Below are 23,894 nucleotides of genomic sequence, written 5' to 3' on the forward strand. Positions count from 1 at the left end.
GCGCTATACCGCTACGTTATTATCCCTAAGTGCATCATTAAGTGACGTTTTTTTATCAGTCGATTCTTTGCGTTGACCAATAATCAGCGCACAGGGTACTTGGTATTCGCCGGCAGGGAATTTCTTGGTATACGATCCCGGAATAACGACCGAACGAGCAGGAACTACTCCCTTGTATTCTTTCGGAATATCTCCTGTCACGTCAATGATTTTGGTTGACGCCGTTAGTACGACGTTTGCTCCTAATACAGCTTCTTCTTCTACACGTACACCTTCTACTACAATAGCTCTAGAACCAAGAAAACAGTTATCTTCAATAATGACCGGTGCAGCTTGCACAGGCTCTAATACCCCACCAATACCTACACCACCACTTAAATGTACGTTTTTACCAATCTGGGCACATGAGCCTACAGTGGCCCAGGTATCTACCATCGTGCCTTCGTCAACGTAGGCACCGATGTTAACATAAGAGGGCATCAAAATGACCCCTTTTGCGAGATACGCTCCATAGCGTGCTAAACCATGAGGCACTACCCGTACACCAGCTTCTTTATAATTGGTTTTGAGCTTCATTTTATCATAAAATACAAAAGGCCCCACGTGCGTTTCTGTCATGTTACGAATGGGGAAATACAAGATAACGGCCTTCTTAATCCAATCGTTGATGTGCCAACGACCGGCGACTTTTTCTGCTACACGTAATATCCCTTCATCCAATTGCATGATAGTAGTCTCAATAGCTTCTTGATATTCTTTAAATTCTATTAAGTGTCTTTCTTCCCAAGCTTCTTCAACAAGTTTTTTTAATTCTGCAGTCATTTTGGTAATCGATTTAAAAAGCAAAGAAAGCAAATTTTATTGATATAGCTTTACGCTTTAGGCGCTACGCTTTACGCTTTCGATAAAAAATATTATTTTTGTATCCCATGAGCAATGCTATAGAAAAGCTCCGTCTGGATAAATACTTATGGGCCATTCGTATTTTTAAGACGAGGAGTTTGGCTACCGAGGCCTGTAAGGCTGGAAAAGTAAAGCTTCATGGCCAAAACAGTAAACCTTCGGCCTTAGTGAAAATTGGCGAAACCTATCATATCCAAAAGGGCATAGAAAAAAAAGTGATTAAGGTGATAGACTTACTCGAGCGGCGTGTAGATGCAAAAACCGCTGCTGCGTATTACGAAGATCTTACCCCTGTGGAAGAGACGTATGGTTATAAATCAACCTTTCATGCGCCGGTATTAAGACGAGATCGGGGTACCGGTAGGCCAACGAAGAAAGATCGACGGGAGATTGATGACTTACAGGAAGAGTGGTTTTCGGATGAGGGAGAATAGGCTATAGGTGGTGGCAGGGTTTTTGCATAGTCTGAGAAATATTATAAATTGTGATTGTAGACAGAAAAAACTAACATGTATTGTAGCGATATTCTTCGATTCAACGTATAATATAAAACAACAAACATTGTTTGTAAATGATAAGAAGCCGAATAAACAAAAGTATATCCGTCATCATACCAAACTATAATGGCATTAGGTTATTGGAAGAATACCTTCCATACACCGTTGAAGCACTTCATCATGCTGCAGCTACTTACGAGATTATCGTGGTAGACGATTGTTCTACTGATGATTCTGTTCATTTTGTTCAGAATCATTATCCGCAGATAAAAATACTTGTTAACCAAGAAAACAGAGGCTTTTCTTATACGTGTAATCAGGGTATTGCTATTGCTCAATATGATCTGGTTTTATTACTTAATTCAGATGTTAAATTAACCCCTACTTATTTTGATCAGCAGTGGAAATACTTTAAGAAGGAAGACACATTTGGAGTAATGGGGCGGATCATGAGTAGAAATGGTGAAAAGATAGAGGACGCTGCACGGATGTTGGACCTTTACGGCGGTAAGCTAAAAACCAATCGACATTTTTATACGGTCAATGATAATAACGTTTATACGGCTTATTTGTCTGGAGCTAATGCTTTGGTTGATCGTAAAAAGTTATTGGAAATCGGTGGGTTTAACGAACTATTTTCTCCCTTTTATTATGAAGATCTTGATTTAGGTTTAAGGGCCTGGCGTATGGGATGGAAATGTTATTACGAGCATGAAGCCGTTTGTTTCCATCAAGTGTCTGCAAGCACCAAAAAATATAAGACAGCTAGGTGGGTAAAACAAGTTTACTTCCGTAACCGATTTATGTTGCATGCGTTACATATGGAAGGCCCTCAATTGTATATTTATTTCATGCGCATTATATTAATCGATTTGCTTCCCATGTTATTGGTAGGAAATTTTTGGATATGGAAAAGTTATGTGGAGTTCTTCAAACGAAGGAACGATATCATAGCTGCCAAAAATCAATATCCTGGCACCATTAAATCCAACCGCGCGAGATTTAGTTTATTAGATGTAATGGCTTTTTTGAGAGAAACATTGCGCACTAAACAAATTGTCAGAGTATATTAGCTTACGTATAAGAGCCGATGTCTTTCAGTAGCCAATTGATTTGCTTTCCCCATTTATCTTTTAATGGGATAATGTTTTTGGCGTCGGCAAAAGGCCTCGGTTTGGATTTCAACGTTAACCGCTGGTAATGATGAAAATAAATGCCCAAAGCCGTTTGTACGGGTTGTATATCGTTGTTTGACAGTTTTCGCATTTTTGTTCTAAAATAGAGATCAAAGTCTGCTTCTTGAATACGTTCATCCCAAAGCCCGACTTTGTTAATAGCCTCTTCTGTCATGATAATACATGGGCCACTAAAACCTTCTAATGTTTGGTACCCAAATTTACGGTATCGTTTTTCAGTGAAACGCTCCCAATTGCCATACATAAGGAAATTCATCAATTTTAAAGAGAGATAACCAGTGCCAATAATTGGCCTTAGGCTGTATTTTATATATTTCCAACGACGTTGGATATAATTTTTGAAATATTGGCGCTCTAAAAAGTCATTGCTAGCGAAAGAAGCAATTTCTATCTGTTTTTGCTGCATAATGGCTAAAATTCTAGAAGCCCAATCTTTGGAAACGATAAGATCATTGTTTAAAAATGCCAAATATTGTCCTTTTGCAATTTTTATGCCTTGATTTTGGGTATAGGGATACGAATAGTTATGTGGATTTTTTATAACAGTTACTCCTTTATCTTCGAAGAATTCGGCGGATCCATCAGTTGAGTTATTGTCGATAATAATCAACTCATAGGGCAAATCAGTATACTTAGTGATGTATTTATAGAATAAACGATTCATCGCTAGCTGATTATGTATGGTGGTTATGATGCTGATCATACGGTATTGGTGTAATGTTTATTAGATTAGGTGCTCAACAGTTAATATACATCTATGCATTAAAAGCTGGTTAAAGTTAGTAATTTTGAATGGAACTATGTAATATTTCTATTTTTCTAAACAGCGCAATATTTTGAACACAGAGTATGACGACATAGCTTCGTTATCGAAGCCAATAACCCAGTCACCATATCCCTATTTATTTTCCATCTGTACATTGGTTACCGATTGGGGCGAATATAATGAAATGCTCCAGTCATTTCTAAATAAGGGCTTTGATAGAACAAGGTGTGAGTATTTACACATCGATAATTCAACCGGTAATACGATAGAAGCATACAAAGGGATTAATCTTTTTTTAAGGCAATCAAAGGGAGAGTTTATTATTGTTTGCCATCAAGATGTGTTATTGCTCCAAGACGATTTGGTAAAACTTCAACAGAAAATATGCTTGTTAGAAAAGATGGATGCTAATTGGGCAGTATGTGGAAATGCAGGTGCTTTAGGACCTAATAATATTGTTTACCATATATCTTATCCAGATGGTGCATTTGCTAACAAAGGAAGTTTCCCTCATCGAGTTACAGCGCTGGACGAGAATTTTTTAGTGATTAAGAATAGTGCACTGCTTAGTGTTTCTGATGACTTAGAAGGTTTTCATTTGTATGCGGTTGATCTTTGTTTACATGCAGAGCTTAATGGTAAAATGTGCTACGCAATTGATTTTCATTTGTTACATAAAAGTAGGGGGAAAGTAGATCAAGAATATTTGAATTTACGTAGAAAGTTAATTCAGAAATACAATTCATTTTTTAGAACACGATGGATACAGACGCCAACTACTGTTTTTCATTTGTCTGGAAATTGGCTAGAACGTCTACTGTTGGGAAATGCCATCAGCTTATTTTTTGCTAGGATGTACAATGGTTTAAAAAAGCGACTAAAGCGTTGATAAGCTATTAATAAGTAGATTATTGTTTTTGATTTTATGGAAAACAGCAACAGGAATACGTGTGACCGACAAATCCTTAATGGCAAACCTTTAGTTTCCGTAGCATTATGCACATATAATGGAGCTAAATATCTGAAAGATCAGTTAACTACAATAAGTAACCAGACTTATACGAATTTGGAAATTGTAATAGTTGATGACCATTCCAGTGATGAAACCGTATCGATCATCAAAAGTCACATGGAGAATGACACAAGAATAAAACTATGGATAAATGATTCTAATGTAGGAGTAAATAAGAGCTTTAAAATAGCCATAGATGAATGCCAAGGAGATTTTATTGCGATTGCAGATCAAGACGATTTATGGGCTCAAGAAAAAATAAAAATACAAATGGATTTGATAGGAGATTCCTCGTTAATTTATCATGATTCATTGTACATCGATGAAAATGGTATTGCTCTTGGAAAATCGACGACTACCCATCATCGTTTTGTTCGAGGCAAATGTGGTATAAATTTCCTTTTTTTTAATTGTATTTCTGGCCATACCTGTTTATTTAGGAAGAAATTTTATCAGCAAATACCCCTATTTCCAAATGGAATTTATTATGATTGGTGGTTAGCTTTTTGTGCCTCATCAATTGGAAAATTAGACTTTTCTCTTCAACAGCTTGTACAGCATAGAATACACCAAAAAAGCGTTACTCGAATAGATAAAGGAAAATACAGTCGAATAGACAGAATACAACAATTGAATATGTTTAATCAGATAAGTTCCGGCCAACTAAAATACCGTATTAATCAAGCAATTTTGTACTATCAGAACAGCATTAATTTCCAAGGGAGAGTACGGTTGGCGTTATTCCTATTTAAAAACATAGCCGATTTCACTTATATTAGAAAGTTTTCTTGGTTTTCGAAGATCAAATGGGTTTTCAGAGAAACAGGCTTTTAAAATAAGTATAAAGATGAAAACTGGAGCATCATCCAAATCATCTAACCCTTTGGTTAGTATCTTAATGGCAACGTATAATGGTAGCAAGTTTGTGTGTAAGCAATTAGATTCTATCATTAATCAAACATACCATCCAAAAGAGATTATTATTCTTGATGATTGTTCTACTGATGATACATTTGTCCAGTTAAAAGAAAAGCAAAGAATATATCCAGATATTATGTTGTATCGTAATGCTCAGAATATCGGATATGTAAGAACGTTTGAGAAACTTATGACGCTCTGTAATGGAGATTACGTGCTTTTTTCTGATCAAGATGATGTCTGGATGCCTAATAAAATCTCACAACTTATTTCGCAAATAGGTCAACATCTACTTATTTACCATAATTCATTTTTGATAGATGAAGATGATAAATTGATTGCTGAAATGAATACGTCTGACACTATCGGCGCATTATCCACTTCCAGCAATAAACCACTGATGTATAATAATTGTGTGCCTGGTCATGCCATGATGTTTGACAAAGAGCTACTTGGCAACGTCCTTCCGATTCCAGAGGGAATACCTTACGATCATTGGATTGCCTATGCAGCTTTAACCATAGGTAATGTAAAATATATTAATGAGCGCCTTGCCTATCATCGAAAACATCCTGAGTCCTACACTTACGTTCAATCTACTATCGGAAAAAATAAAGAAATTAGACGCTTCAAATTGGAGAGGCTTCGCAAAATAAATAGCGAAAGAATAAGCTATCTTAAAGCCCTGGCAACTTTTAAAGAAAACACGGTTAAGGACAACACGCTTATTAACGCATTAATAGACGGCCTTAAGCAGAAAGCAAATAAAGGCTTTAGTTTTAAATTATTTTTTACGTTGTTTATGAATAGACGAGAGATTTTTTCAATTTATAAAAAGAAATCTACAGTAAGCTATCTTATTAAAATCTATAAAGAATGTAGGGGTCTAACGCTGTTTAGAGAATAGGAATGACTTGATCGTTGCATAGTATAGTTTTAAATAGGTAAGACGGCCAATAAGTTTTAGCAATTTTAACCTATTAAGTATTTTTAAGATCGATTTTAATGTATAATTCAGTTCGATATAATAGGGCAATCCTCGTTTAAAAGCTCGTTTTTCGAATATCTCCATTTCCCGTTTTCTTATTTGAGCTAAATTGATGGGTAAAATTGACCGCCATTTTTCATGCACTTTTATGATTTCTCTAAACCAATTTTTGTCGAAATTCCCTTCCGAATAGTGTTCGATTAATATATCAAAGGTAACCGCTATTACATATTTTTTATATAGGCTTAAACAAAAGTCGATGTCATAACCATGAAAACCGCTCAGGGTTTCTTCATCAAAAGGATATGATAGCACAATAGATCGTTTTGTGCACATCCACATGCCATCAACAGCTGCCACCTCAGTCAAATTTTTTTTGGTAGAATTAGCGTGTTGATGATCACTTTCTTTATCTAAAAATTTATATCCCTGTATATAGTTAATAAAGCGAACGTTTTTATCATCACCTAATATATCCCATCCTGAGACGGAGAAGGTTTTATAGGCTGATCCTGCAACACCTATAAGACCCAAATTTGGATGGTTACCAAATAAGTCTACAATCTTTTTGCCCCAGCTCTCCGTATGGATTACGATATCTTCGTGCATAAAACAAACGATTTCAAATTTTGCTTGCTGTGCTGCAGCATTGTAGAGCTGGCATATGCCGTAGTTTGAATGCGTGTTATCAATAGCGATGATTTCATGTGAGATACCGATGGTATCACCAATATTTTCCTTTACTTTTCTTAGAAAATCAGGATTTATCGATACGATGATTACAGAAACCATATTGATACGAGCTTAAAAAAGATTAGGTGGTAAAAGTATAAAAAATGTTTTTTCTTTCAGCAAAGTAACTTTTAGCATCGTAAATTCGTGGTCTTGATCAATTATTGATGACAGCATGATTTTTTTAAAAGAAAGAATAACTGTATTTTTCCAATTTAACTAACTACTGTATCGATATTACTCGTTTTAACGTTTATTTTAATAAAAGGATATGCCGAAATCGTTTAAGCCTATAAATCAGTTAGAAAAGTTATTTTTAAAAATTAGTAATAGGAAAGCGTACAAAAAATATAAACGTGAATTTCTTGAATACAAAACCGTTAAGGATAGAGAAGCTACCCTGAATAGTTTCCGATCTGAATACGGTGTTTTGAATTTAGATGCAATTATAACAATTGCTAAAAAACAAGGCTCATTAAATTTCTCTCACGCAGGTAATGCTGGTGATATTATATATGCTTTACCAACTATAAAAGAAATACAAAAACACATTGAGCAGCCGATTAATTTATATCTCATTTTGGATCAGCCCCACAGCTTAGCGTTGCATTATACCCATCCGCTAGGATCTGTCATGTTAAATCGGAAGATGGCTAATATGCTGGTACCTTTATTATCAAATGTGGAGTACTTAACTAGTTCAGCAATTTATGAGGGTCAGCGAGTCGATATTACATTAGATTCTTTTAGAGAATTAGGATTGCAACTTGAAAAAGGAAGTATTGTTCGATGGTATAGCTATGCAACAGGAGTTCATCCAGATTTGTCATCCGCATGGCTTTCAGTAAGAGCAGATACCACATATAAAAGTTATATCGTGCTAGCTAGGAGTGAGCGCTATAGAAATCCACACATATCCTATTCTTTTTTAAAGAAACATAAGAATATATTATTTTTAGGTATTGAAAGTGAATATAAGGACATACTCCAGGTGATTCCTCATATCAAGTGGAAACAAGTTGAAGATTTCAAGGAAATGGCTGAGATTATTGCTGGCTGTAAGTTTTTTATCGGTAATCAATCTTTTCCTTATTCCGTTGCTGAGGCATTAAGGGTTCCCCGTATATTAGAAGTTTGTTATGAAGCTCCGAATGTAATACCCGAAGGAGAAAATGGATTTGATTTTTATTTACAAGAACATTTTGAATGGCTTGTTACCAAACTTGATGGTGAAAATCAATAAATTTTTATAATGGGAGTTCGAAGAAGTTTGGTGGCAGTAGTTATACCTTTTTACAAAGAGCAGCTGTCTAGCTATGAAAAGATTTCATTTCAGCAATGTAGATCAGTTTTAAGCCAATATACCGTTATTGCTATAAAACCAAAAAGACTATCTAACGCTTATATTCCCCGCGAAGTAGATGAAATCATCGAATTTCATGATCATTATTTCGATGGTATTGAAGGATACAATCGTTTGATGATGAGTGATGATTTTTACAACGTTTTTGCTCCTTTAACTGAATTCATACTCATTCACCAACTGGACGCATTTGTATTTAAAGATGAACTAGCATATTGGTGCAAAAGCGGTTATGATTATATTGGAGCTCCATGGCCTCCTGAACTACCTTATCCGGATCTAGTGAAGGCTACAAAAATGGCTTTTTTAAAACGAATTTATAGATTTTTTGATATTCAAAATAAGGATCAAACAAGCATTCATCGAGTACAAATTGAAAATGGGGTTGGAAATGGAGGTTTTTCTTTACGTAAAGTGGACAAATTTCTACACATAGCAAAACGAGAGAAGCAAGCTATTGAGAAATATTTAAGTAAGATGGAGGATCATCATTTTAATGAGGATGTATTTTGGAGTATAGAAGTTAATCGAAAAATAAGACAACTCAACATTCCCGCTGCCAGCATTGCCAGAAAATTCTCAATAGAAAATCATCCCGAAAGACTATTTAAAGAGAATGGCTCCGTGTTACCTTTTGGTTGCCATGCTTGGGATAAACATATCGATTTTTGGCGATCTATTTTTGAGGAAAATTTTGGGTATAGGGTTTAATTACCTATTCGATATAGTTTTTATCAATTTTTGTTTAACAATTCTTTTGATGCTTTTTACATATATTGAAAATGGTATTTTCTTTAGAAGAAAAAGCTTGTGGATATAACCAACAGACAGCGGAACAGGCAATAGGGATTTTGGAATAATAGCTAATATAAAGTGATGTAATGCTTCTTGTTCTTGTAGATCTAATGGGCCATTTTCGATAGACTCTTCTACATTTATTGGCAGGTTTGCTAACCACTTTTTGTGAACTTTAATGATTTCCATTAACCAGTTATTTTCGAAGTTCCCTTCCGAAAAATGCTTTAATAGAACCTCGTAGGTTACGCACACAGCGTACTTTTGATGAATCGTTAGGGAGATATCAATATCATAGCCGTGAAAGCCTTTTAATAAATCTTCATCAAAACGATGTTCTAGTATAATCTCTTTTCTGCTACACATCCAAACACCATCAATACAAGCAACTCTTTCAATTTCTTTGTTTTCGGGATTTTCGTAGTCATACTTTTCGGGACAATCTTTTCTTTTGAAAGACTGTTTTATATTGATTCGCCAAGGAGTTTTATCGAATGCAAAAGGAGGGGCCCAACTCGATGGAGTTAGTGATTTATAAGTGCTTCCCGCTACGCCTAATAACCCAATATTGGAATTTTTTTTAAAGATGTTAATCACTTTTTGTCCCCAATTCAATGTTTCAAAAAGGATATCCTCGTGCATAAAACACAAAATATCATATTTTGCTTGGATAGCTCCAGTATTATATAATTCACAAATCCCTTTTAAACCAGTACTATTTTTGAAGATGATAATCTCATAGGGTATTCCTACTGTTCGTTGAATATTTTCTTTTATCTGAGAAAGTAGAGCGTTACTTGCAGAAGAAATTATGATAGATAACATAGACTTGCCTTTTTCATAAACAAAAGAACACGTTGATTTTTTGATGTCAATATAATAAATAATCTTATACCTTGTTTCATGATGCGTTTTTTGTCATGAGCTATACTTCTATCTATTTTGCCTCCCAATTATCTTTAGGTATATTTGGAATGCTAATGTGAATTTAGAGGATCTAGGTCGGTAGAGGGAAATTAAATAGTATTTTTACTTAAATATGCTAAAAAGTTAATCTCTTTCGCCTTCATAAGTATAGAATTCAATTTTTTCAAGATAATATCCTCCAGTATAACCATTCGCACTATAATGTGTTGTATAAAAATGATCACCTAGAGTCGGGCTATAATACCTATAAACGGGAACTGTTCCATTTACTTGAGTTGGATAAGCATAAAATTCTATTTTTTCAAAATTATAAGAGGGAAATGTTGAATTGCTGGATACAGCAGTATAAAAATGGTCTCCTGTATCTGGATTATAATATCTATAAATAGGGACTGATCCCGACTTTTGAATAGTCAACGCATAAAACTCAATGAACTCAAAAACGTATCCGTTTGGAAGAACGTTGGATTGAGTGTAAAAATGATCCGCCGAATATTGACCTCCTTTATAATAGCGATATATTGAAGTAGAATTGCTAACGGGAGGATTACCTGGTGGGATTACCGTGTTGACGGTCTCATAAGTTTTATCCGCATAATAATAAGGCGACCATTTTGGATTCGTCCCTCCTGTATAGGTGTCAAAATAGCGCCATTTAACTTTTACAGTGCCTTTTTTATGATTGGCTATCAATGTGGCCGTTTTTTCCATAATGGGTGTATAATAAGTGGCTTGGGTGAAATTAGAGGTACTGACAAATAAACTATCTGAAATAGCTGATTCAGTTCCTCCTTCATCGATAACTACAATAGCCTGCACTTTAACAGTGGTAGACCCATCAAATCGTTGAAAACTTAATCCTGCCGTGAATGTAGTATTCCCAGTTTCCGAAGTGTATTTAATTTTACCAATTGACAGATATTGATTGGCCACCGCCTATTGAGACAAACGTACATAGACTGATTGTGCTTTTGCTGAGGATGATATACACGCCAGAAATATAAAAACAAAAACTAATTTTCTCATGTGAAAAAGGTTTATTGGTGTTCTTTATTGTAGTTTTCTAATACGTCGACTAAATCAAGGGTGAGATCGCGGTAATTGGTAAAGTAAAATTGCTGTTTTTCTTCATCATAAAATACGTCTTTAACATCCATTTGCATGGCATGTGCCAAATAGTTCCTCAATTGTTCCACTTGTTGTGGATTTCCTTGCGTATCATTAATGTCTTTTTCTTTATTGCAGGCATTTAGACTTAAGCAAAAAAAGAACACACATAGAATAAACCAGCGTTTCATAGTTTGTCGTTTTGTTAACATAATAATTGAATTAATAGGTGTTTTTATGGTGCAATGCTACTGGTATAATTTGGGTTATCCAAAATATTTACACCAAATGGTCTGTGGCTTACACTAAAATATATTTAGGGATACTAACGGGCATCGAATTATTTATGAAATTGTTATAGGTGAATAAGAGTTCACACTTGAAGATATTGTTGGAAATACTAAACTGATGTTCTGGTAATAATCGCACCAAATTTAGTCATCGGCTGGTATTTCTCTTGGAGTTGGCTTCGGAGCTCGATGCGGTCTTGAACGGAACTCGTATTGGTCTTCTACGGAGCTCGAATGGCTGGCGTCATACGGAGGTAACAGTGAACGGGCATAGAGTTGGTTTGGATCTCCGAAGTGGGAGCGAAGCCATATTCGCGTCACTACAAAAAGTTTTTTGTACTTTAGCGTTTTGATCATAGCGTATGACGGTAGCCGAAGCGAAAATAATCCAATTGCCTAAAATAGAAGATGAACGGGGAAACCTTTCTTTTTTGGAGGAAGGAAATCAGCTTCCCTTTGTTGTTAAACGCGTATATTGGATTTACGATGTGCCTGGAGGAGAATACCGAGGTGCGCATGCTTATCAGAAAAATCAAGAGTTGATTGTAGCGCTTTCCGGAAGTTTTGACGTTGTATTAGATGATGGAGCAAATCAACAGGTGTTTTCATTGAACCGATCGTATTACGGACTTTACGTGCCGAGCGGTCTATGGCGTTATATGGATAATTTTTCAACTAACGCCTTGGCTTTTATTGCTTCATCAACCGTTTTTAACCAAAACGATTATATACGCGACTATGATGCATTTCTGGCGTATAAGAGAAGGAAAGTATAAGCATGTTCAACAGTTCTGTTTTCAATTGTAATGTTATTGACCTCCCCAAGATTCATAACCGTTCGGGTAATATCACGCCGATACACGGCGATCTGGATATCCCATTTGCTATAAAACGGGTATATTACCTTTACGATATTCCAGGGGGCGAAAATAGGGGTGGCCATGCCCATTACCGACTTCATCAACTGCTGATAGCAGCAAGTGGTAGCTTCGATGTGATCTTAGATGACGGACGCATGCGCAAAACGGTGAGCCTGAATAGACCGAATGTTGGCTTGTTAATTACGCCTGGCATATGGCGAGATTTGGTGAATTTTTCTTCTGGCGCTGTTTTGTTGGTATTGGCTTCCGAACACTACGATGCAACAGATTACATACGCGACTACGATGAGTTTATCACATTAACAAAGAGAGAAACCAACAAATGAGTTATTTTATACATCCATTGGCCGATGTGCAAAGCACTAAGATTGGAGAGGGTACCAATATTTGGCAATTCGTCGTGATATTACCACAGGCGGTCATTGGTGCTAATTGTAATATATGCAGCCATTGTTTTATTGAAAATGAGGTTAGTATAGGTAACGATGTGACGATTAAGTCAGGGGTTCAACTCTGGGATGGTGTAAGGCTTGGTGATGGGGTCTTTATTGGACCTAACGTTACGTTTACTAATGATCTGGTACCACGCTCCAAAGTTTATCCTGATGCCTTTAAAACGACGGAAATACAACAAGGGGCTTCTATTGGGGCCAATAGTACCTTGGTTGCTGGTATTAGCATTGGCGCCTATGCGTTTATCGGCGCCGGAAGCGTCGTAACGAAAGATGTGCCCCCTTATACCCTCTGGTATGGGAATCCAGCAAAACATCAAGGTTATATTACACCAGAGGGTTTATTGTTAACCCTTCATTTACAGGATAAAATAACGGGTAAACACTATCGACTGATGGATGGAAAGCCTGTGGCTATATGATTAAATTTTTAGACTTACAGCAAATCAATCTTCGACATAAAGCGGAATTACTGGCCGCCTTTGAACGGGTGATCGATAAGGGTTGGTTTATTCAGGGAAAGGAAGTAGCAGCTTTTGAAGCTGAGTTTGCTACCTATTGCGGGACGAAGCATGCCATAGGCGTAGCAAATGGATTAGACGCGCTGAGTTTGATTCTCCGCGCATATAAGGAGTTGGGTGTGCTTTCCGATGGAGATGAGGTGATTGTGCCAGCGAATACGTTTATTGCGAGCATACTGGCTATTTCTGCTAATAATCTTGTGCCGGTTTTGGTAGAACCTGCTGAAGATACTTTTTTGTTTGATGCCGCCAGTATAAAAGCATGTGTGACGGCGAAAACCAAAGCGGTTATGCCCGTGCATTTATACGGACAACTATGCGACATGGAACCTATTCTTTTGCTGGCTGAAGAATATGGTTTGAAGGTGATTGAAGATGCCGCGCAAGCACATGGAGCATCCTACAAAGGGAAAAAGGCGGGGAGTTTTGGTGATGCGGCTGGATTTAGCTTTTATCCGGGAAAGAATTTGGGGGCTTTGGGTGATGGAGGAGCAGTTACTACTAACAATGATAGGTTAGCAACAGTTATTCGGGCATTGGCTAATTACGGTTCGGCCGTTAAATACCAAAATCAATATAAAGGAGGCAATAGCCGATTGGATGAAGTGCAGGCAGCTCTGCTACGGGTTAAACTGAGGCATTTGGAAGCAGATACAGCGAGACGTCGAAATTTGGCCAAGCGTTATTTAGAAGGGATACATAGCACCAAAATCATATTACCCAAGATGCTTCGCGAGGAAGGTCATGTATGGCATTTATTTGTAGTGCGAACAGCAGATCGGCATGCCCTTCAGCAGTATTTAGCACAAGCGGGCGTGCAAACGCAGATTCATTACCCTATACCACCACATCAACAGCAGGCTTATGCCGAGTGGAACCATCTGTCTTATCCCATAACGGAGAAAATACACCGAGAGGTGCTAAGCCTGCCAATGAGCCCAATACTAAGCGAAGTAGAAATCGATCAAGTTATCCACCTATTGAATGCCTATTGATGAAGCAGGAAAATCCTTTAGTATCGGTTATTATACCCTGTTATAATCATGAGAAATATATTGCGCAATGTATTGAAAGTGTGGTGCAGCAGACCTATCCGTATCTGGAGATTTTTGTGCTGGATGATGGTTCTACAGATGGTTCCTTCGCGATTATACAGGAGCTTAGCAAGCAGTATGGCTTTTTTGCTGAAACGCATGCGAATAAGGGCTTATCGGCTACCTTAAATAAGGGAATACAACAATATGCACGAGGAAAATATGTGTGCATTGTCGCATCAGATGATTATTGGGAAAGAACTAAAGTGGAAAAGCAAGTGGCTTTTTACGAAAAACATCCGGATCTTGGCTTTATTTTTGGTCGTACGTATATTGTTAACGAGTATAGTAATCTGATTCGTTATGAAGAGAACCTTCCGATTCCTAATTATCAGGTATTTCGAGATCAACTTGTCGGTCCATACCATCCCAATTGTAGTTTTGAACAATTGATTTACGGAAATTTTATTCCGGCCTTGACGGTTATGATTAGGCGTTCTGTTTTTGACAAGATTGGATATTTCGACGAAAAAAGTGCTATAGAAGACTGGGATATGTGGGTGCGTATAGCCCATGAATGTAAGTATGCTATTCAAGATGAATTTTTAGGATTTTATCGGGTGCATGCTAGTAACATATCGAATGATCAAGAGAAAATGCAGGTGTCTAGAGATTACCTTATTGAAAAATGGAAAGGAACATTAAAGAAATCAAAACCTGTTTTTGAGAATATCTTATTAAGAGAAATTGCTGATTCGTGTGTCACCGATAAAAAACGTGCTGCAAAGTTGATTTTTAGTAACATGCACTTGTTTTTCCGTTATAAAGCCTTTCGGAAATCGTTTAAAAGGTTGTTTTTGAAATTTAGATTCCGGAAGAAAAGATGATGAGCACTAGTTGCTTAATAAATAGCCTCTAAGATCTGCATTAAGTCTTTCGGTGTCAAACGAACGGGGTGATTATTTAAGCGCTCTACATTAACATGGGCCACGAGCATGGATAAATCGTCTAACGGAATAGCAAAATCCTGTAATCTCCGTTGTAGTCCTAGCTTATCCATCAGTTTCTCTAAATAATCGGCCACCTCAGCCCCATTTGCTTTTCCAAACAGGTGATACAGTTTCAGCATGCGTTCGTTGTAGTGCTTTGGCGAAACGGTATGAAGCACAGCGATGGCATCCGTACTTTGGTGCCGTAGAAGTGCTGGTAGGGTTAGCATAACCGCATGCCCATGTGGGATACCATAATTTAAGGTAAAACCGTACGATAGTGCATGAGGGGCTGTTGTTTTAGTGATGTTAATTGCTTTTCCGGCAAGATAGGCTGCCTTTGATAAAGCATCCCGCGAAGCTGGACAAGGAGTCAATACAACTTTTTCCAGATGAGGTAAAATCAAGGAAATGCTTTCTGTAGCATAAGCCAGACTTTCTTTGGTGGCCTTGATGTTCCAATAAGATTCGATAGCTTGTGCCAGGGCATCAAAACCACTCACAGCAGTTAAGTATGCAGGCATACTGTCGGTTAAAGCGGCATCCACAAGGGTGTAGTTGGGTAATAAGTAAGGCGAAGCCACTGAGTATTTTTTTTTGCCCATATAGGCGACTGCAAAATGGGTGGCTTCACTACCACTGCCGGCAGTGGTAGGCAGCAGAATTAGGGGGGCATTGTTTTCTTGTATCGCACGTTCACTGCTAATGGTTTCAACTATCGCCTGCTCTTCAGTAGGCAACACCTTGAGTAGTTTTGCCGTATCCAGCACACTGCCACCGCCGATACCGATGATGAGATGAGGTGCAAAGGCTTGCTTTACCTGGGCGCCATGGACCAAATCGTCCAAGGTGGGGTTGACTTGAAACTCACTATGCCGTTGTACTTGAAAGCCTTGGAGCTGTTGTTCCAATAGTCCCCGTAAGGGATGTTGGTCATAAGAGCTCTTCCCTGTCACCAATAGTATACGTTGCGGTTTCACCTCCGTTAAAATGGACACTAATGCGTTTAATGCTCCTCTACCGATATAAACCTTCGTCATCTTTCAAAAATTCCATGAACGTTAATTTATTAGCTATAGGGCTCGATGTTGGACGGCCTAGATTACTACGTGAACCTTTATTTACCCGGATCTCCAAAAAGTTGGGGCCCTCTGTTTCGCGGATAGTCTTCAAGGCTACTTGAATTTCTTCCGCTGTAAGGGCGCAATAAGCATTTTTATAACCAGAGGCCCGAGCAATGGCTGGAAAGTCGACGGCAAAGCCAAGTGTTGGTTGTCCGCCTACCGAGTCATGCGCGCCATTATTGAAGACGATATGGCATAGATTCTTGGCATTGCTAAAGCCGGTAATGGCTAAACTGCCCATATGCATTAGTATGGCTCCGTCTCCGTCTAGGCAATAGACTCGTTTTTTGGTATATAAGGCAATACCTAATGCAATCTGGGAGGCATGTCCCATGGAGCCCACGGTGAGGAAATCACGCTGACTGGATTGCTGCTGCCGTTGGCGAAGTTCAAAGAGCTCACGTGAGGTCTTTCCAGTAGTCGAAACAATAACATCGAACGTTCCAAGTTGCTGCAATACCTCGTTAATAGCTTGTTCCCGACTTAATGGATAATTTGTTTTGCTATCGTGCTGCAGGGTGTAAGATTCGAAAGTTCCTGCTTTGACCACAAGTGCAACAGGGCATTGTTGTTGAATGGCAAGGGCCAATAGTTCTTCCAATACTTGATTAATAGATAGAGCGCTGTCCGCATCGATAATACGATAAGGAATTTCCATCGCGTCTAATAATGCCTGCTGTACTCGTCCTTGTTTTATATGCTGGGGCTCATCCTTTCTACCGGGTTCACCACGCCAACCAACCATCAGCAGCATGGGAATGCTGTACACCTCCTGATCTGCTAGGGAGAGCAAAGGATTTACAACATTTCCAAGTCCTGAATTTTGCAAATATACCAAGCCTATTTTTCCTGTGGCTAAATGATAACCTGCAGCTAATGCTATAGCCCCTCCTTCATTAGCTGCAATAATATGTTCACTTGCACGGGCATAATCAGCAATATAGGCACCGATATCTTTCAAGAGTGAATCGGGCACACCGGTATAAAAATGTATCCCTAGCGATTGGAGCTGATTTAAAAATGTCTGACAGTTAATCATCTTATTTGGTACCTGGAATCAGTTCTAAAATTTCCTTAATAGGCATGCATTTATCGTTTGCTTCGTAAGAACGGCCGTGGGTTAGAATAGATTTTGCAACATCAAGCATTGCTGGGTAGGCCGCCCGAAGCAAATGATTGGCATAAATCACGATATTGGCTCCCCATTGCTGAAACACTTCTTCGGTAATATGGTTATAAGTAGAAGGCACCACCACAATGGGCGTGTTTTTGTCTACCTTGCGAAAACGTTCGCAAAAATCACGGATATCATCTCCGCTCTTTTCTTTACTATGGATCATGACACCATCAGCACCTGCACCGATGTACGCGAAAGCTCTTTCCAAGGCATGCGCGACGGTTTTTCCTAAAATTAAGCTCTCTAAACGAGCAATGATCATAAAATCATCCGTTACTTGTGCCTGTTTGCCAACTTTTATTTTGGCGCAGAAATCTGCTACGGTATCTTGTTTTTGCGGAACCGAAGTACCAAAAAGTGAATTTTTTTTGAGCCCGATTTTGTCTTCAATAATCACAGCGGAAACCCCATGACGTTCTAGGGTTCTTACGGTGAAAGCAAAATGCTCAATTTTTCCACCAGTGTCTCCATCAAAAATAATGGGTTTAGTGGTGCATTCCAGTGCATCGTTTAAATTGAGCATACGCGTAGTAATGTCCACTGCTTCGATATCAGGCTTACCTTTAGAAGTAGAATCGGTTAGGCTACTTGACCACATGCCATCAAATTCGCGAAGTATGCCGTTTACCTCTACCTTGGTGTTTTCGATGATCAGGCCCGTCAAGCCATTGTGCGATTCGAGAATGCGAACAATGGGCTTAGCCGCAATTAATCGGCGTAAACGCTTCAGACGGACATTAGGAGTGGTGCCGATGGATTTGATCCGTTTGTTAAGTTGAGTAGAGGATATGCCATGTGTATATGGAATATCGATTACCTTGCCTCCCCATTGAGCGATGGTATCGATAACCCGCTGCCGGGTTCGCTTTTGTATCCCTTCTTTCCAATCATCCCCGTGCACTACAAAATCAGGTTTTTCTATCAGAAGGTTGGGAACATAATCAAGTGTTTTTTGAGCAATTACTTTCACAACACCTTTGATGTTCTCTACAATGAGCTTTCGCTGCTCAAAATCAAGATAAGGTAAGCGTTTATAACTGGCGATGGCCTTATCGGTAAGCACGCCAACAGTTACTTCGCCTAATTTGGCGGCCTCTTTAATGATATTGAGGTGTCCGGGATGGATAATATCCGCACTCATGCCTACGTAAACCTTTTTTTTCATATATTGTTGAAGTTTAGCTTTTATTTTTCGTTTTAGTAAACGAAACGTTTTATCTCGTCTATAATATGTGCAGAAGCACTTTTACCATATGGGGGTATTAAATAACGGTTAAAAAATTGTTTCCTTTCTTCTTCTTTAACGTCATTACCTTGCAGTACTGTATGTTGGATAAAATAGATAATGTCTTGTTCGCTGTTAGCATGTTCATGCACGTGAAAGGCTAACTTTCCAAATCCATTAAACCGATCGGTAACCCGTTCGTCTCTTAATGTATATAAGGTTGGTTTATGAAGATAGAGGTATTCTACCAAAAAAGAGGCACTATCATGGATCAGAGCATCTGAGGTCTTAAATAAATCCACATAATCTGCTTCGAACAAATGGGTATTCGTTCCCTGCTCCCATTGGGCATAATAGGCATCGGTTTTTTTCTTACCCCAAACGTGTGGATCGCTTAATTTGGGTCGTAAAATAGGATGGGGCTTAAAGGCCAATTGCAGTTTATCTGCATATTGATCGGCCAGTTGAAGAAAAAAATCAGCGTATACTAAAAACGATGAATAGCTTAAAAAACTTTTATCGTCATCTATCGTATGATGCGGTGCCCAGATAATACGTTTTACCGCTGGATTCTTAATTTTCCAAGGGTCAGTTTTATGCTCAGCAGATTGCAGAAAAACATCGGTGCCCGCGTAACCCACAACGGCTACATTACTTCCTCTATTTGCCGCATATTGTTGTGCAAACCCCAGATGCATGTCAGTCTCATAAAATGCTCGCCAGAGGATATTGTGGAAAAGCTGGTTGTACTGCATTTCATGTAAATGGGTGATATGAAAGGAATATTGTACATAACATGACAACACATCTGGAAAATGATCAATGTAGTATGCTGGTTTAGTTAGTTCATGTGGATTGGTATAAAAAATAATGTCCGGTTGGATGGCTTCTTTAACATTAAGCCAACTATTGGTCTTTTCGTTAAAGGTTTTAACCACGCGATAGCCCTTCGTTGCAAAAAGCGTATATCCCAGATCCATGTCGGCGCGCATCTGCTCGTCGCCAAATACAACATACGGAATAATGACGATGATTGGCTCAAAACGTTCGTCGGCCTCCATTAAACGGTAAAGTTCATCCAACTTCCAAACGGAGGCATGCACGACAAAAAAAGCTACTTTGATTTTATCTTTGCGTTGCAGTCTTTTTAAAAGCAACCGATGTAACTGCTGAAGATTTTTAAGGGTTTTGTTCAACTGCTTATCGCTACGATGACGGCGCAAATCAGTTAACTGCTGCTGAATTTTTTTGGTGAGCTTCTGCTGGTATATATGGTTGAGAAATCGAATCAAAACGGCAAATTAATATAGCTATTTGTTAATTATTTTAAACATTTTTCTACGCTTTTTCGACCGTAGCAGCGTTGTCACTTGGACCCTAACAACGCAATTCCGCTGCGCTACACTCGATATGACGGATAGGCGTATTCGATGACGAAAAGGACTTTGGAACGATGTACATCAAGATACTGTCATCGGTTAATACATCGAAATAACGAAATAAAGCACTTATACGCTTCATGTTAAAGGTAACAGTATGGTTACATAAATATAACGGTGTTTGAATAGATTTGGTGCCCTTTGATCAAAATTCGCATCTTTGCATTATTCATGCAAATACCCCATCGATATCGCATTAATACTTCTTCTTTTGCTTATTATTGGCAACAAGGAATTGGTGTGGCGCTTTTGGAAAAGTTACCTATACAACCACAACTCCAAAATGCCGATCAATATATCCCATATCTGTTCCAATACGACGAACTTGGCGACAAGCTGGTTAAGGCCTTACATTTACCGCTAGGCTTTGGGCAGGGACAACGCATCATCGGTAGCTATTTGCAAGATCCGCAAATGATAGCACCTGAATACCGTAGCCTAATCGAGTCATTTTTTGCGCCTATAGACATCGAACCCTCCTGGTTGGATTGGAAACTGCTACGCAAGGGGCTCGATTTAAGCCAGCGTAGTGGTCTTTCGGGCCTCATTACCTTACGAGACTATTGCTTAATGGGAGGATATGAATCGGCTGCTATCAATAAACCCCTTATTTATACGGGAGCGTTAAAAAAAGGGTCGGTTAAACGCTTGTCTGAAACGGTTGATTTTTGGGTAAACATTACCGGGGATAATGCCTTGCGTTATGGTAATGTTGGTTTCGATCACCTCATGAAGACGCGTATGATCCATTCGTTTGCACGTGTAAACCTCCTGAAAGCAACCGATTGGGATAGCGCTAAATGGGGATTACCGCTCAATACTTGGGATATGTTAGCTACCAATCTGGGATTTTCGTTGGTTTATCTGGTGGGTATACAGCGCCTAGGCATTCGTGCATTGCCAGAGGAGGTGAACGGATTGTTCCACCTGTGGAAGTACATCGGTTATTTGCTGGGCCTGCCTCTTGAAATTATCCCAGAGAACGAAGAAGCAGCAATAGAAGCCCTTTATTATTGGACCATGACGCAGGCGGATGGCGATGCGGATTCAAAATCCTTGGCTCATGCACTGCAACAAGAACCTGTAGATGCACATTATCCTACAACCAAAATAGGCCGAAAGATGATGCGTGAAATCCATTTGTTTTATAACCACTACCTACTGGGCAATTATTCGTGCAACCTGCTCCAACTCGATCGTACTTTTTGGGGTAAAGTGGCTTACCTTAATGTCGTCAAAAATAAGCTCGCACATCGGGGAATCAGCGAAGAAAGCCACCGGCAAAAGTTGATACAAAAGGGTAGAGTGACGCACGAAAGAGTCAAGGATATCTATCTTCGGTATAATACCCAATAAACGTTAATGATTAAATTTGAATACTGACAGTTATTCCCTATGTTTGCACTAACCAATATCAAGTTACGGAAAGGTAATGTAAACTTAATCATAGACGTTAAAGAGGGATAAATTTGGTTGATATATTTGTTCGCTATGACATTAACGGGTGCTACAGCTGAATCCGAACGACTTGCCCGTTTGAAAGCGGGTGATCAATCGGCTTTCGAATGGTTTTACCATCAATATAAATATCCATTGGCCGCTAATTTGTTAAAGTTGGTGAAGTCGGAAGAAGTGGCCGAAGATATCTTGCACGATCTCTTTTTAAAAATCTGGGAAGGTAGGGAGCATATTGATATTAATCGTTCATTTAAAGCTTACCTTTACCGTATAGCAACCAATATGGTAACCGATTTTTATCGGAAAGTTAGTCGGAATAAAGCTTACCAGCAATTTTTAGAAAAGAATAGTAGCAACTCTTATTTGCATATCGATGAACTGATCGATCAAAAGCAGAAACAGGAATTGATGGAGAAAGCGCTGAACGAGCTATCTCCACAATGCCAACTGGTGTTTAAGTTGTGTAAACTAGAGGGGCGTAGCTATGAAGAGGTGAGTCAGATGCTTCAGATTTCACCGAATACCATCAGTAATCATTTAGTAAAGGCTTCTAAAAAAGTGAAGGCTTTTTTTGCCAATCCGATTAATGCTTCGTATCTCGTTTTACTTTTTCTGTTAGATTAAGGAAGAACAGGTATTAACATAAGGGGCTATTCAAGCGCTCAATGTAAGTTAGTGTCCATATCCTACGTCAATATTTCTCGTCATTTCCCCATATACCTTAATGATGTTTATCTTAGTATCCTACCCTTTCATTTAAATACCGGATACGGCATCTGGAATAGATAGGAATAGTCTCCTAGAAACCTTAATGCAAAAAAAAATCAACCGTGCTGTAGTGACTTTTTCTTTGCTAAACGTATTATACAAAAACACGAAGCATTGGAATATAAAAAAGATATACAGCAGTTGTTCGTTGATTTTCTACATAACGACTATACGAAGGAAGATTTAGAACAATTAATAGCCTATTTCGGTGAGGAACATTCGCTGGAAATGCTACGTGAGAAAATTGAAAAAGAACTGGCTGCTGAAATGAAGGATGATGATGTTCGGGTAAAGCGATTGGTGAGGCGGCTGGATGAGCGCTTGTTAAAGCAGCTAGGGGAAACACCTATTTTACCTTTGCCTAAACGTCGATCACATGTACAATGGTTAGCTTGGGTAGGAACCGCAGCTGCAGTTATCGCGATGCTGGTGTTATGGCTTAGACAACCAGATGCAGCGCGTGACACGCCTCTTGTTGCAGCACAAAAGCAGCTGCCAACTAATGATGTGTTACCTGGTGAAAGTCAGGCTACGCTAATCCTGGCCGATGGCAAGCAATTTAACTTAGATGGCAAGGAAAAATTTAGCCAATCTGTAAATGGTGCGCAAATCAGCAGCAACCATGGCGAGCTTATTTATGAGCAGAAATCGGCTACTGATGAGGTAGCTCATGAACCACTCAATACCTTAGTGGTACCAAAAGCTGGTACTTTTCAAATGCGCTTGCCTGATGGAACACGCGTTTGGCTCAATGCGTATTCCCAGCTCCGTTTTCCAAAGAGTTTTAGCGCACATGAACGAAAAGTATGGGTAACTGGCGAAGCATACTTCGAGGTAGCCAAAGATGCAAAACGACCTTTTAGCGTACAAGTTGGCGAGACCTTGATCAAGGCATTGGGTACGGCATTTAATGTAAGAGCGTATAATGAAGGCGAAACCAGTGCTACCCTAACAGATGGTTCCATACAAGTAACGTACAAAGATCAATCGGTAAAATTAATCCCTGGTCAACAAGCATTACTTAACCCTTCGGCGAAACTAACGGTGAGAAGGGTTGATCTGGAAAGCGCTACCGCTTGGAAAGATGGTTATTTCTATTTCAAGAAAGAACCTTTCGAAAAGATCATCCAGGATGTGGCTTTGTGGTATGACGTAACGATACACGATGAAGGACCGGTACCGAACGAATTATATAGCGGAAGTGTGGATAGGCAGGCGAAGCTTTCGGAAGTATTGGAGATGTTACGTGCCGTCAGTGAAACCCGTTTTGAGCTGAAAGGTAGGGAGCTATATATCGTGCATTAGATAATGGATATAAATAAAAATAATAAG

General features: G+C 38.7%; 26 protein-coding genes. 15 read left to right on the forward strand and 11 right to left on the reverse strand.

The features are described from left to right. Nucleotides 1–3: 3 nt before the first annotated feature. Nucleotides 4–822: a 2,3,4,5-tetrahydropyridine-2,6-dicarboxylate N-succinyltransferase gene (locus tag ABD930_RS03110; protein WP_345230224.1), complete on the reverse strand. Its 819-nt coding sequence runs from the start codon at nucleotides 820–822 to the stop codon at nucleotides 4–6. Nucleotides 823–929: 107 nt separating this feature from the next. Between ABD930_RS03110 and ABD930_RS03115 the strand changes: the two genes are divergently transcribed. Further along, on the forward strand, nucleotides 930–1,337 hold the full coding sequence (locus ABD930_RS03115; RefSeq protein WP_345230225.1) for an RNA-binding S4 domain-containing protein: 408 nt from the start codon (nucleotides 930–932) through the stop codon (nucleotides 1,335–1,337). Nucleotides 1,338–1,474: 137 nt separating this feature from the next. Beyond that, nucleotides 1,475–2,473: a glycosyltransferase family 2 protein gene (locus ABD930_RS03120; RefSeq protein WP_345230226.1), complete on the forward strand. Its 999-nt coding sequence runs from the start codon at nucleotides 1,475–1,477 to the stop codon at nucleotides 2,471–2,473. A 1-nt stretch (nucleotide 2,474) separates the two neighbouring features. On the opposite strand, the gene ABD930_RS03125 is transcribed toward ABD930_RS03120, so the two are convergent. Beyond that, on the reverse strand, nucleotides 2,475–3,299 hold the full coding sequence (locus tag ABD930_RS03125; protein WP_345230227.1) for a glycosyltransferase family 2 protein: 825 nt from the start codon (nucleotides 3,297–3,299) through the stop codon (nucleotides 2,475–2,477). A gap of 133 nt (nucleotides 3,300–3,432) precedes the next feature. Between ABD930_RS03125 and ABD930_RS03130 the strand changes: the two genes are divergently transcribed. From ABD930_RS03130 to ABD930_RS03140, 3 genes are read left to right on the forward strand one after another with little or no spacing between them, the layout of a single operon-like run. Then, nucleotides 3,433–4,251: a hypothetical protein gene (locus ABD930_RS03130; RefSeq protein ID WP_345230228.1), complete on the forward strand. Its 819-nt coding sequence runs from the start codon at nucleotides 3,433–3,435 to the stop codon at nucleotides 4,249–4,251. 36 nt (nucleotides 4,252–4,287) lie between these two features. Next, the gene (locus ABD930_RS03135; RefSeq protein WP_345230229.1) at nucleotides 4,288–5,208 is read left to right on the forward strand and encodes a glycosyltransferase; all 921 of its coding nucleotides are present in this window, start codon (nucleotides 4,288–4,290) and stop codon (nucleotides 5,206–5,208) included. Between the two features lie 13 nt (nucleotides 5,209–5,221). Then, entirely contained in the window at nucleotides 5,222–6,199 is a 978-nt protein-coding gene (locus ABD930_RS03140; protein WP_345230230.1) for a glycosyltransferase, read from the forward strand. Here ABD930_RS03140 and ABD930_RS03145 read toward each other — a convergent pair. Continuing rightward, nucleotides 6,179–7,072, reverse strand: a complete 894-nt coding sequence (locus ABD930_RS03145; protein WP_345230232.1) for a glycosyltransferase — start codon at nucleotides 7,070–7,072, stop codon at nucleotides 6,179–6,181. The genes ABD930_RS03140 and ABD930_RS03145 overlap by 21 nt on opposite strands. Nucleotides 7,073–7,283: 211 nt before the next feature. Here ABD930_RS03145 and ABD930_RS03150 point away from each other — a divergent pair, with 211 nt between their 5' ends. Both ABD930_RS03150 and ABD930_RS03155 read left to right on the forward strand, forming a co-directional pair. Continuing rightward, entirely contained in the window at nucleotides 7,284–8,255 is a 972-nt protein-coding gene (locus tag ABD930_RS03150; RefSeq protein ID WP_345230233.1) for a glycosyltransferase family protein, read from the forward strand. 9 nt (nucleotides 8,256–8,264) lie between these two features. Next, the gene (locus tag ABD930_RS03155) at nucleotides 8,265–9,086 is read left to right on the forward strand and encodes a DUF5672 family protein (protein WP_345230234.1); all 822 of its coding nucleotides are present in this window, start codon (nucleotides 8,265–8,267) and stop codon (nucleotides 9,084–9,086) included. Here the strand turns inward: ABD930_RS03155 and ABD930_RS03160 are convergent, their stop codons facing one another. The 3 genes from ABD930_RS03160 to ABD930_RS03170 form a co-directional block, all read right to left on the reverse strand. Further along, a complete protein-coding gene (locus ABD930_RS03160; RefSeq protein ID WP_345230235.1) occupies nucleotides 9,087–9,995 on the reverse strand; it encodes a glycosyltransferase in 909 nt (302 codons plus the stop codon). A gap of 225 nt (nucleotides 9,996–10,220) precedes the next feature. Continuing rightward, a complete protein-coding gene (locus tag ABD930_RS03165; RefSeq protein ID WP_345230236.1) occupies nucleotides 10,221–11,030 on the reverse strand; it encodes a hypothetical protein in 810 nt (269 codons plus the stop codon). 104 nt (nucleotides 11,031–11,134) lie between these two features. Continuing rightward, the gene (locus ABD930_RS03170) at nucleotides 11,135–11,395 is read right to left on the reverse strand and encodes a hypothetical protein (RefSeq protein WP_345230237.1); all 261 of its coding nucleotides are present in this window, start codon (nucleotides 11,393–11,395) and stop codon (nucleotides 11,135–11,137) included. 461 nt (nucleotides 11,396–11,856) lie between these two features. Between ABD930_RS03170 and ABD930_RS03175 the strand changes: the two genes are divergently transcribed. Genes ABD930_RS03175 through ABD930_RS03195 form a run of 5 tightly spaced genes read left to right on the forward strand, consistent with a single transcriptional unit; the run spans nucleotide 11,857 to nucleotide 15,269 of the window. Beyond that, a complete protein-coding gene (locus ABD930_RS03175; protein WP_345230238.1) occupies nucleotides 11,857–12,270 on the forward strand; it encodes a sugar 3,4-ketoisomerase in 414 nt (137 codons plus the stop codon). Between the two features lie 2 nt (nucleotides 12,271–12,272). Beyond that, nucleotides 12,273–12,701, forward strand: coding sequence for a sugar 3,4-ketoisomerase (locus ABD930_RS03180; RefSeq protein ID WP_345230239.1), 429 nt, complete (start codon nucleotides 12,273–12,275; stop codon nucleotides 12,699–12,701). Continuing rightward, nucleotides 12,698–13,249 (forward strand): acyltransferase, encoded by a 552-nt coding sequence (locus ABD930_RS03185; protein WP_345230240.1) that lies wholly within the window; start codon nucleotides 12,698–12,700, stop codon nucleotides 13,247–13,249. The genes ABD930_RS03180 and ABD930_RS03185 overlap by 4 nt, the downstream gene beginning before the upstream one ends. Continuing rightward, nucleotides 13,246–14,343: a DegT/DnrJ/EryC1/StrS family aminotransferase gene (locus ABD930_RS03190; protein ID WP_345230241.1), complete on the forward strand. Its 1,098-nt coding sequence runs from the start codon at nucleotides 13,246–13,248 to the stop codon at nucleotides 14,341–14,343. The genes ABD930_RS03185 and ABD930_RS03190 overlap by 4 nt, the downstream gene beginning before the upstream one ends. Further along, nucleotides 14,343–15,269 (forward strand): glycosyltransferase family 2 protein, encoded by a 927-nt coding sequence (locus tag ABD930_RS03195; RefSeq protein WP_345230242.1) that lies wholly within the window; start codon nucleotides 14,343–14,345, stop codon nucleotides 15,267–15,269. The genes ABD930_RS03190 and ABD930_RS03195 overlap by 1 nt, the downstream gene beginning before the upstream one ends. Nucleotides 15,270–15,283: 14 nt before the next feature. Here ABD930_RS03195 and ABD930_RS03200 read toward each other — a convergent pair whose 3' ends face one another. The 5 genes from ABD930_RS03200 to ABD930_RS03220 all read right to left on the reverse strand — a co-directional run bounded on the left by ABD930_RS03200 (nucleotide 15,284) and on the right by ABD930_RS03220 (nucleotide 20,418). Further along, complete coding sequence (locus tag ABD930_RS03200; RefSeq protein WP_345230243.1) at nucleotides 15,284–16,411, reverse strand: phosphonoacetaldehyde reductase; 1,128 nt, start codon at nucleotides 16,409–16,411, stop codon at nucleotides 15,284–15,286. Then, the gene (gene aepY / locus ABD930_RS03205; protein ID WP_345230244.1) at nucleotides 16,389–17,534 is read right to left on the reverse strand and encodes a phosphonopyruvate decarboxylase; all 1,146 of its coding nucleotides are present in this window, start codon (nucleotides 17,532–17,534) and stop codon (nucleotides 16,389–16,391) included. Before aepY ends, ABD930_RS03200 begins: the two co-directional genes overlap by 23 nt. Before the next feature lies 1 nt (nucleotide 17,535). Continuing rightward, on the reverse strand, nucleotides 17,536–18,837 hold the full coding sequence (gene aepX / locus ABD930_RS03210) for a phosphoenolpyruvate mutase (RefSeq protein WP_345230245.1): 1,302 nt from the start codon (nucleotides 18,835–18,837) through the stop codon (nucleotides 17,536–17,538). Between the two features lie 32 nt (nucleotides 18,838–18,869). Continuing rightward, nucleotides 18,870–20,189: a CDP-glycerol glycerophosphotransferase family protein gene (locus tag ABD930_RS03215; RefSeq protein WP_345230246.1), complete on the reverse strand. Its 1,320-nt coding sequence runs from the start codon at nucleotides 20,187–20,189 to the stop codon at nucleotides 18,870–18,872. Nucleotides 20,190–20,274: 85 nt separating this feature from the next. Next, nucleotides 20,275–20,418: a hypothetical protein gene (locus ABD930_RS03220; RefSeq protein WP_345230247.1), complete on the reverse strand. Its 144-nt coding sequence runs from the start codon at nucleotides 20,416–20,418 to the stop codon at nucleotides 20,275–20,277. An 89-nt stretch (nucleotides 20,419–20,507) separates the two neighbouring features. Between ABD930_RS03220 and ABD930_RS03225 the strand changes: the two genes are divergently transcribed. The 3 genes from ABD930_RS03225 (at nucleotide 20,508) to ABD930_RS03235 (ending at nucleotide 23,867) form a co-directional block, all read left to right on the forward strand. Continuing rightward, nucleotides 20,508–21,692, forward strand: coding sequence for an oxygenase MpaB family protein (locus ABD930_RS03225; protein ID WP_345230248.1), 1,185 nt, complete (start codon nucleotides 20,508–20,510; stop codon nucleotides 21,690–21,692). A gap of 135 nt (nucleotides 21,693–21,827) precedes the next feature. Beyond that, on the forward strand, nucleotides 21,828–22,418 hold the full coding sequence (locus ABD930_RS03230; protein ID WP_345230249.1) for an RNA polymerase sigma factor: 591 nt from the start codon (nucleotides 21,828–21,830) through the stop codon (nucleotides 22,416–22,418). 258 nt (nucleotides 22,419–22,676) lie between these two features. Next, nucleotides 22,677–23,867: a FecR domain-containing protein gene (locus tag ABD930_RS03235; protein WP_345230250.1), complete on the forward strand. Its 1,191-nt coding sequence runs from the start codon at nucleotides 22,677–22,679 to the stop codon at nucleotides 23,865–23,867. The last annotated feature ends 27 nt before the right edge of the window (nucleotides 23,868–23,894 follow it).

Origin of the sequence: Olivibacter ginsenosidimutans (assembly GCF_039542865.1) — a bacterium.
GTDB lineage: Bacteria > Bacteroidota > Bacteroidia > Sphingobacteriales > Sphingobacteriaceae > Olivibacter > Olivibacter ginsenosidimutans.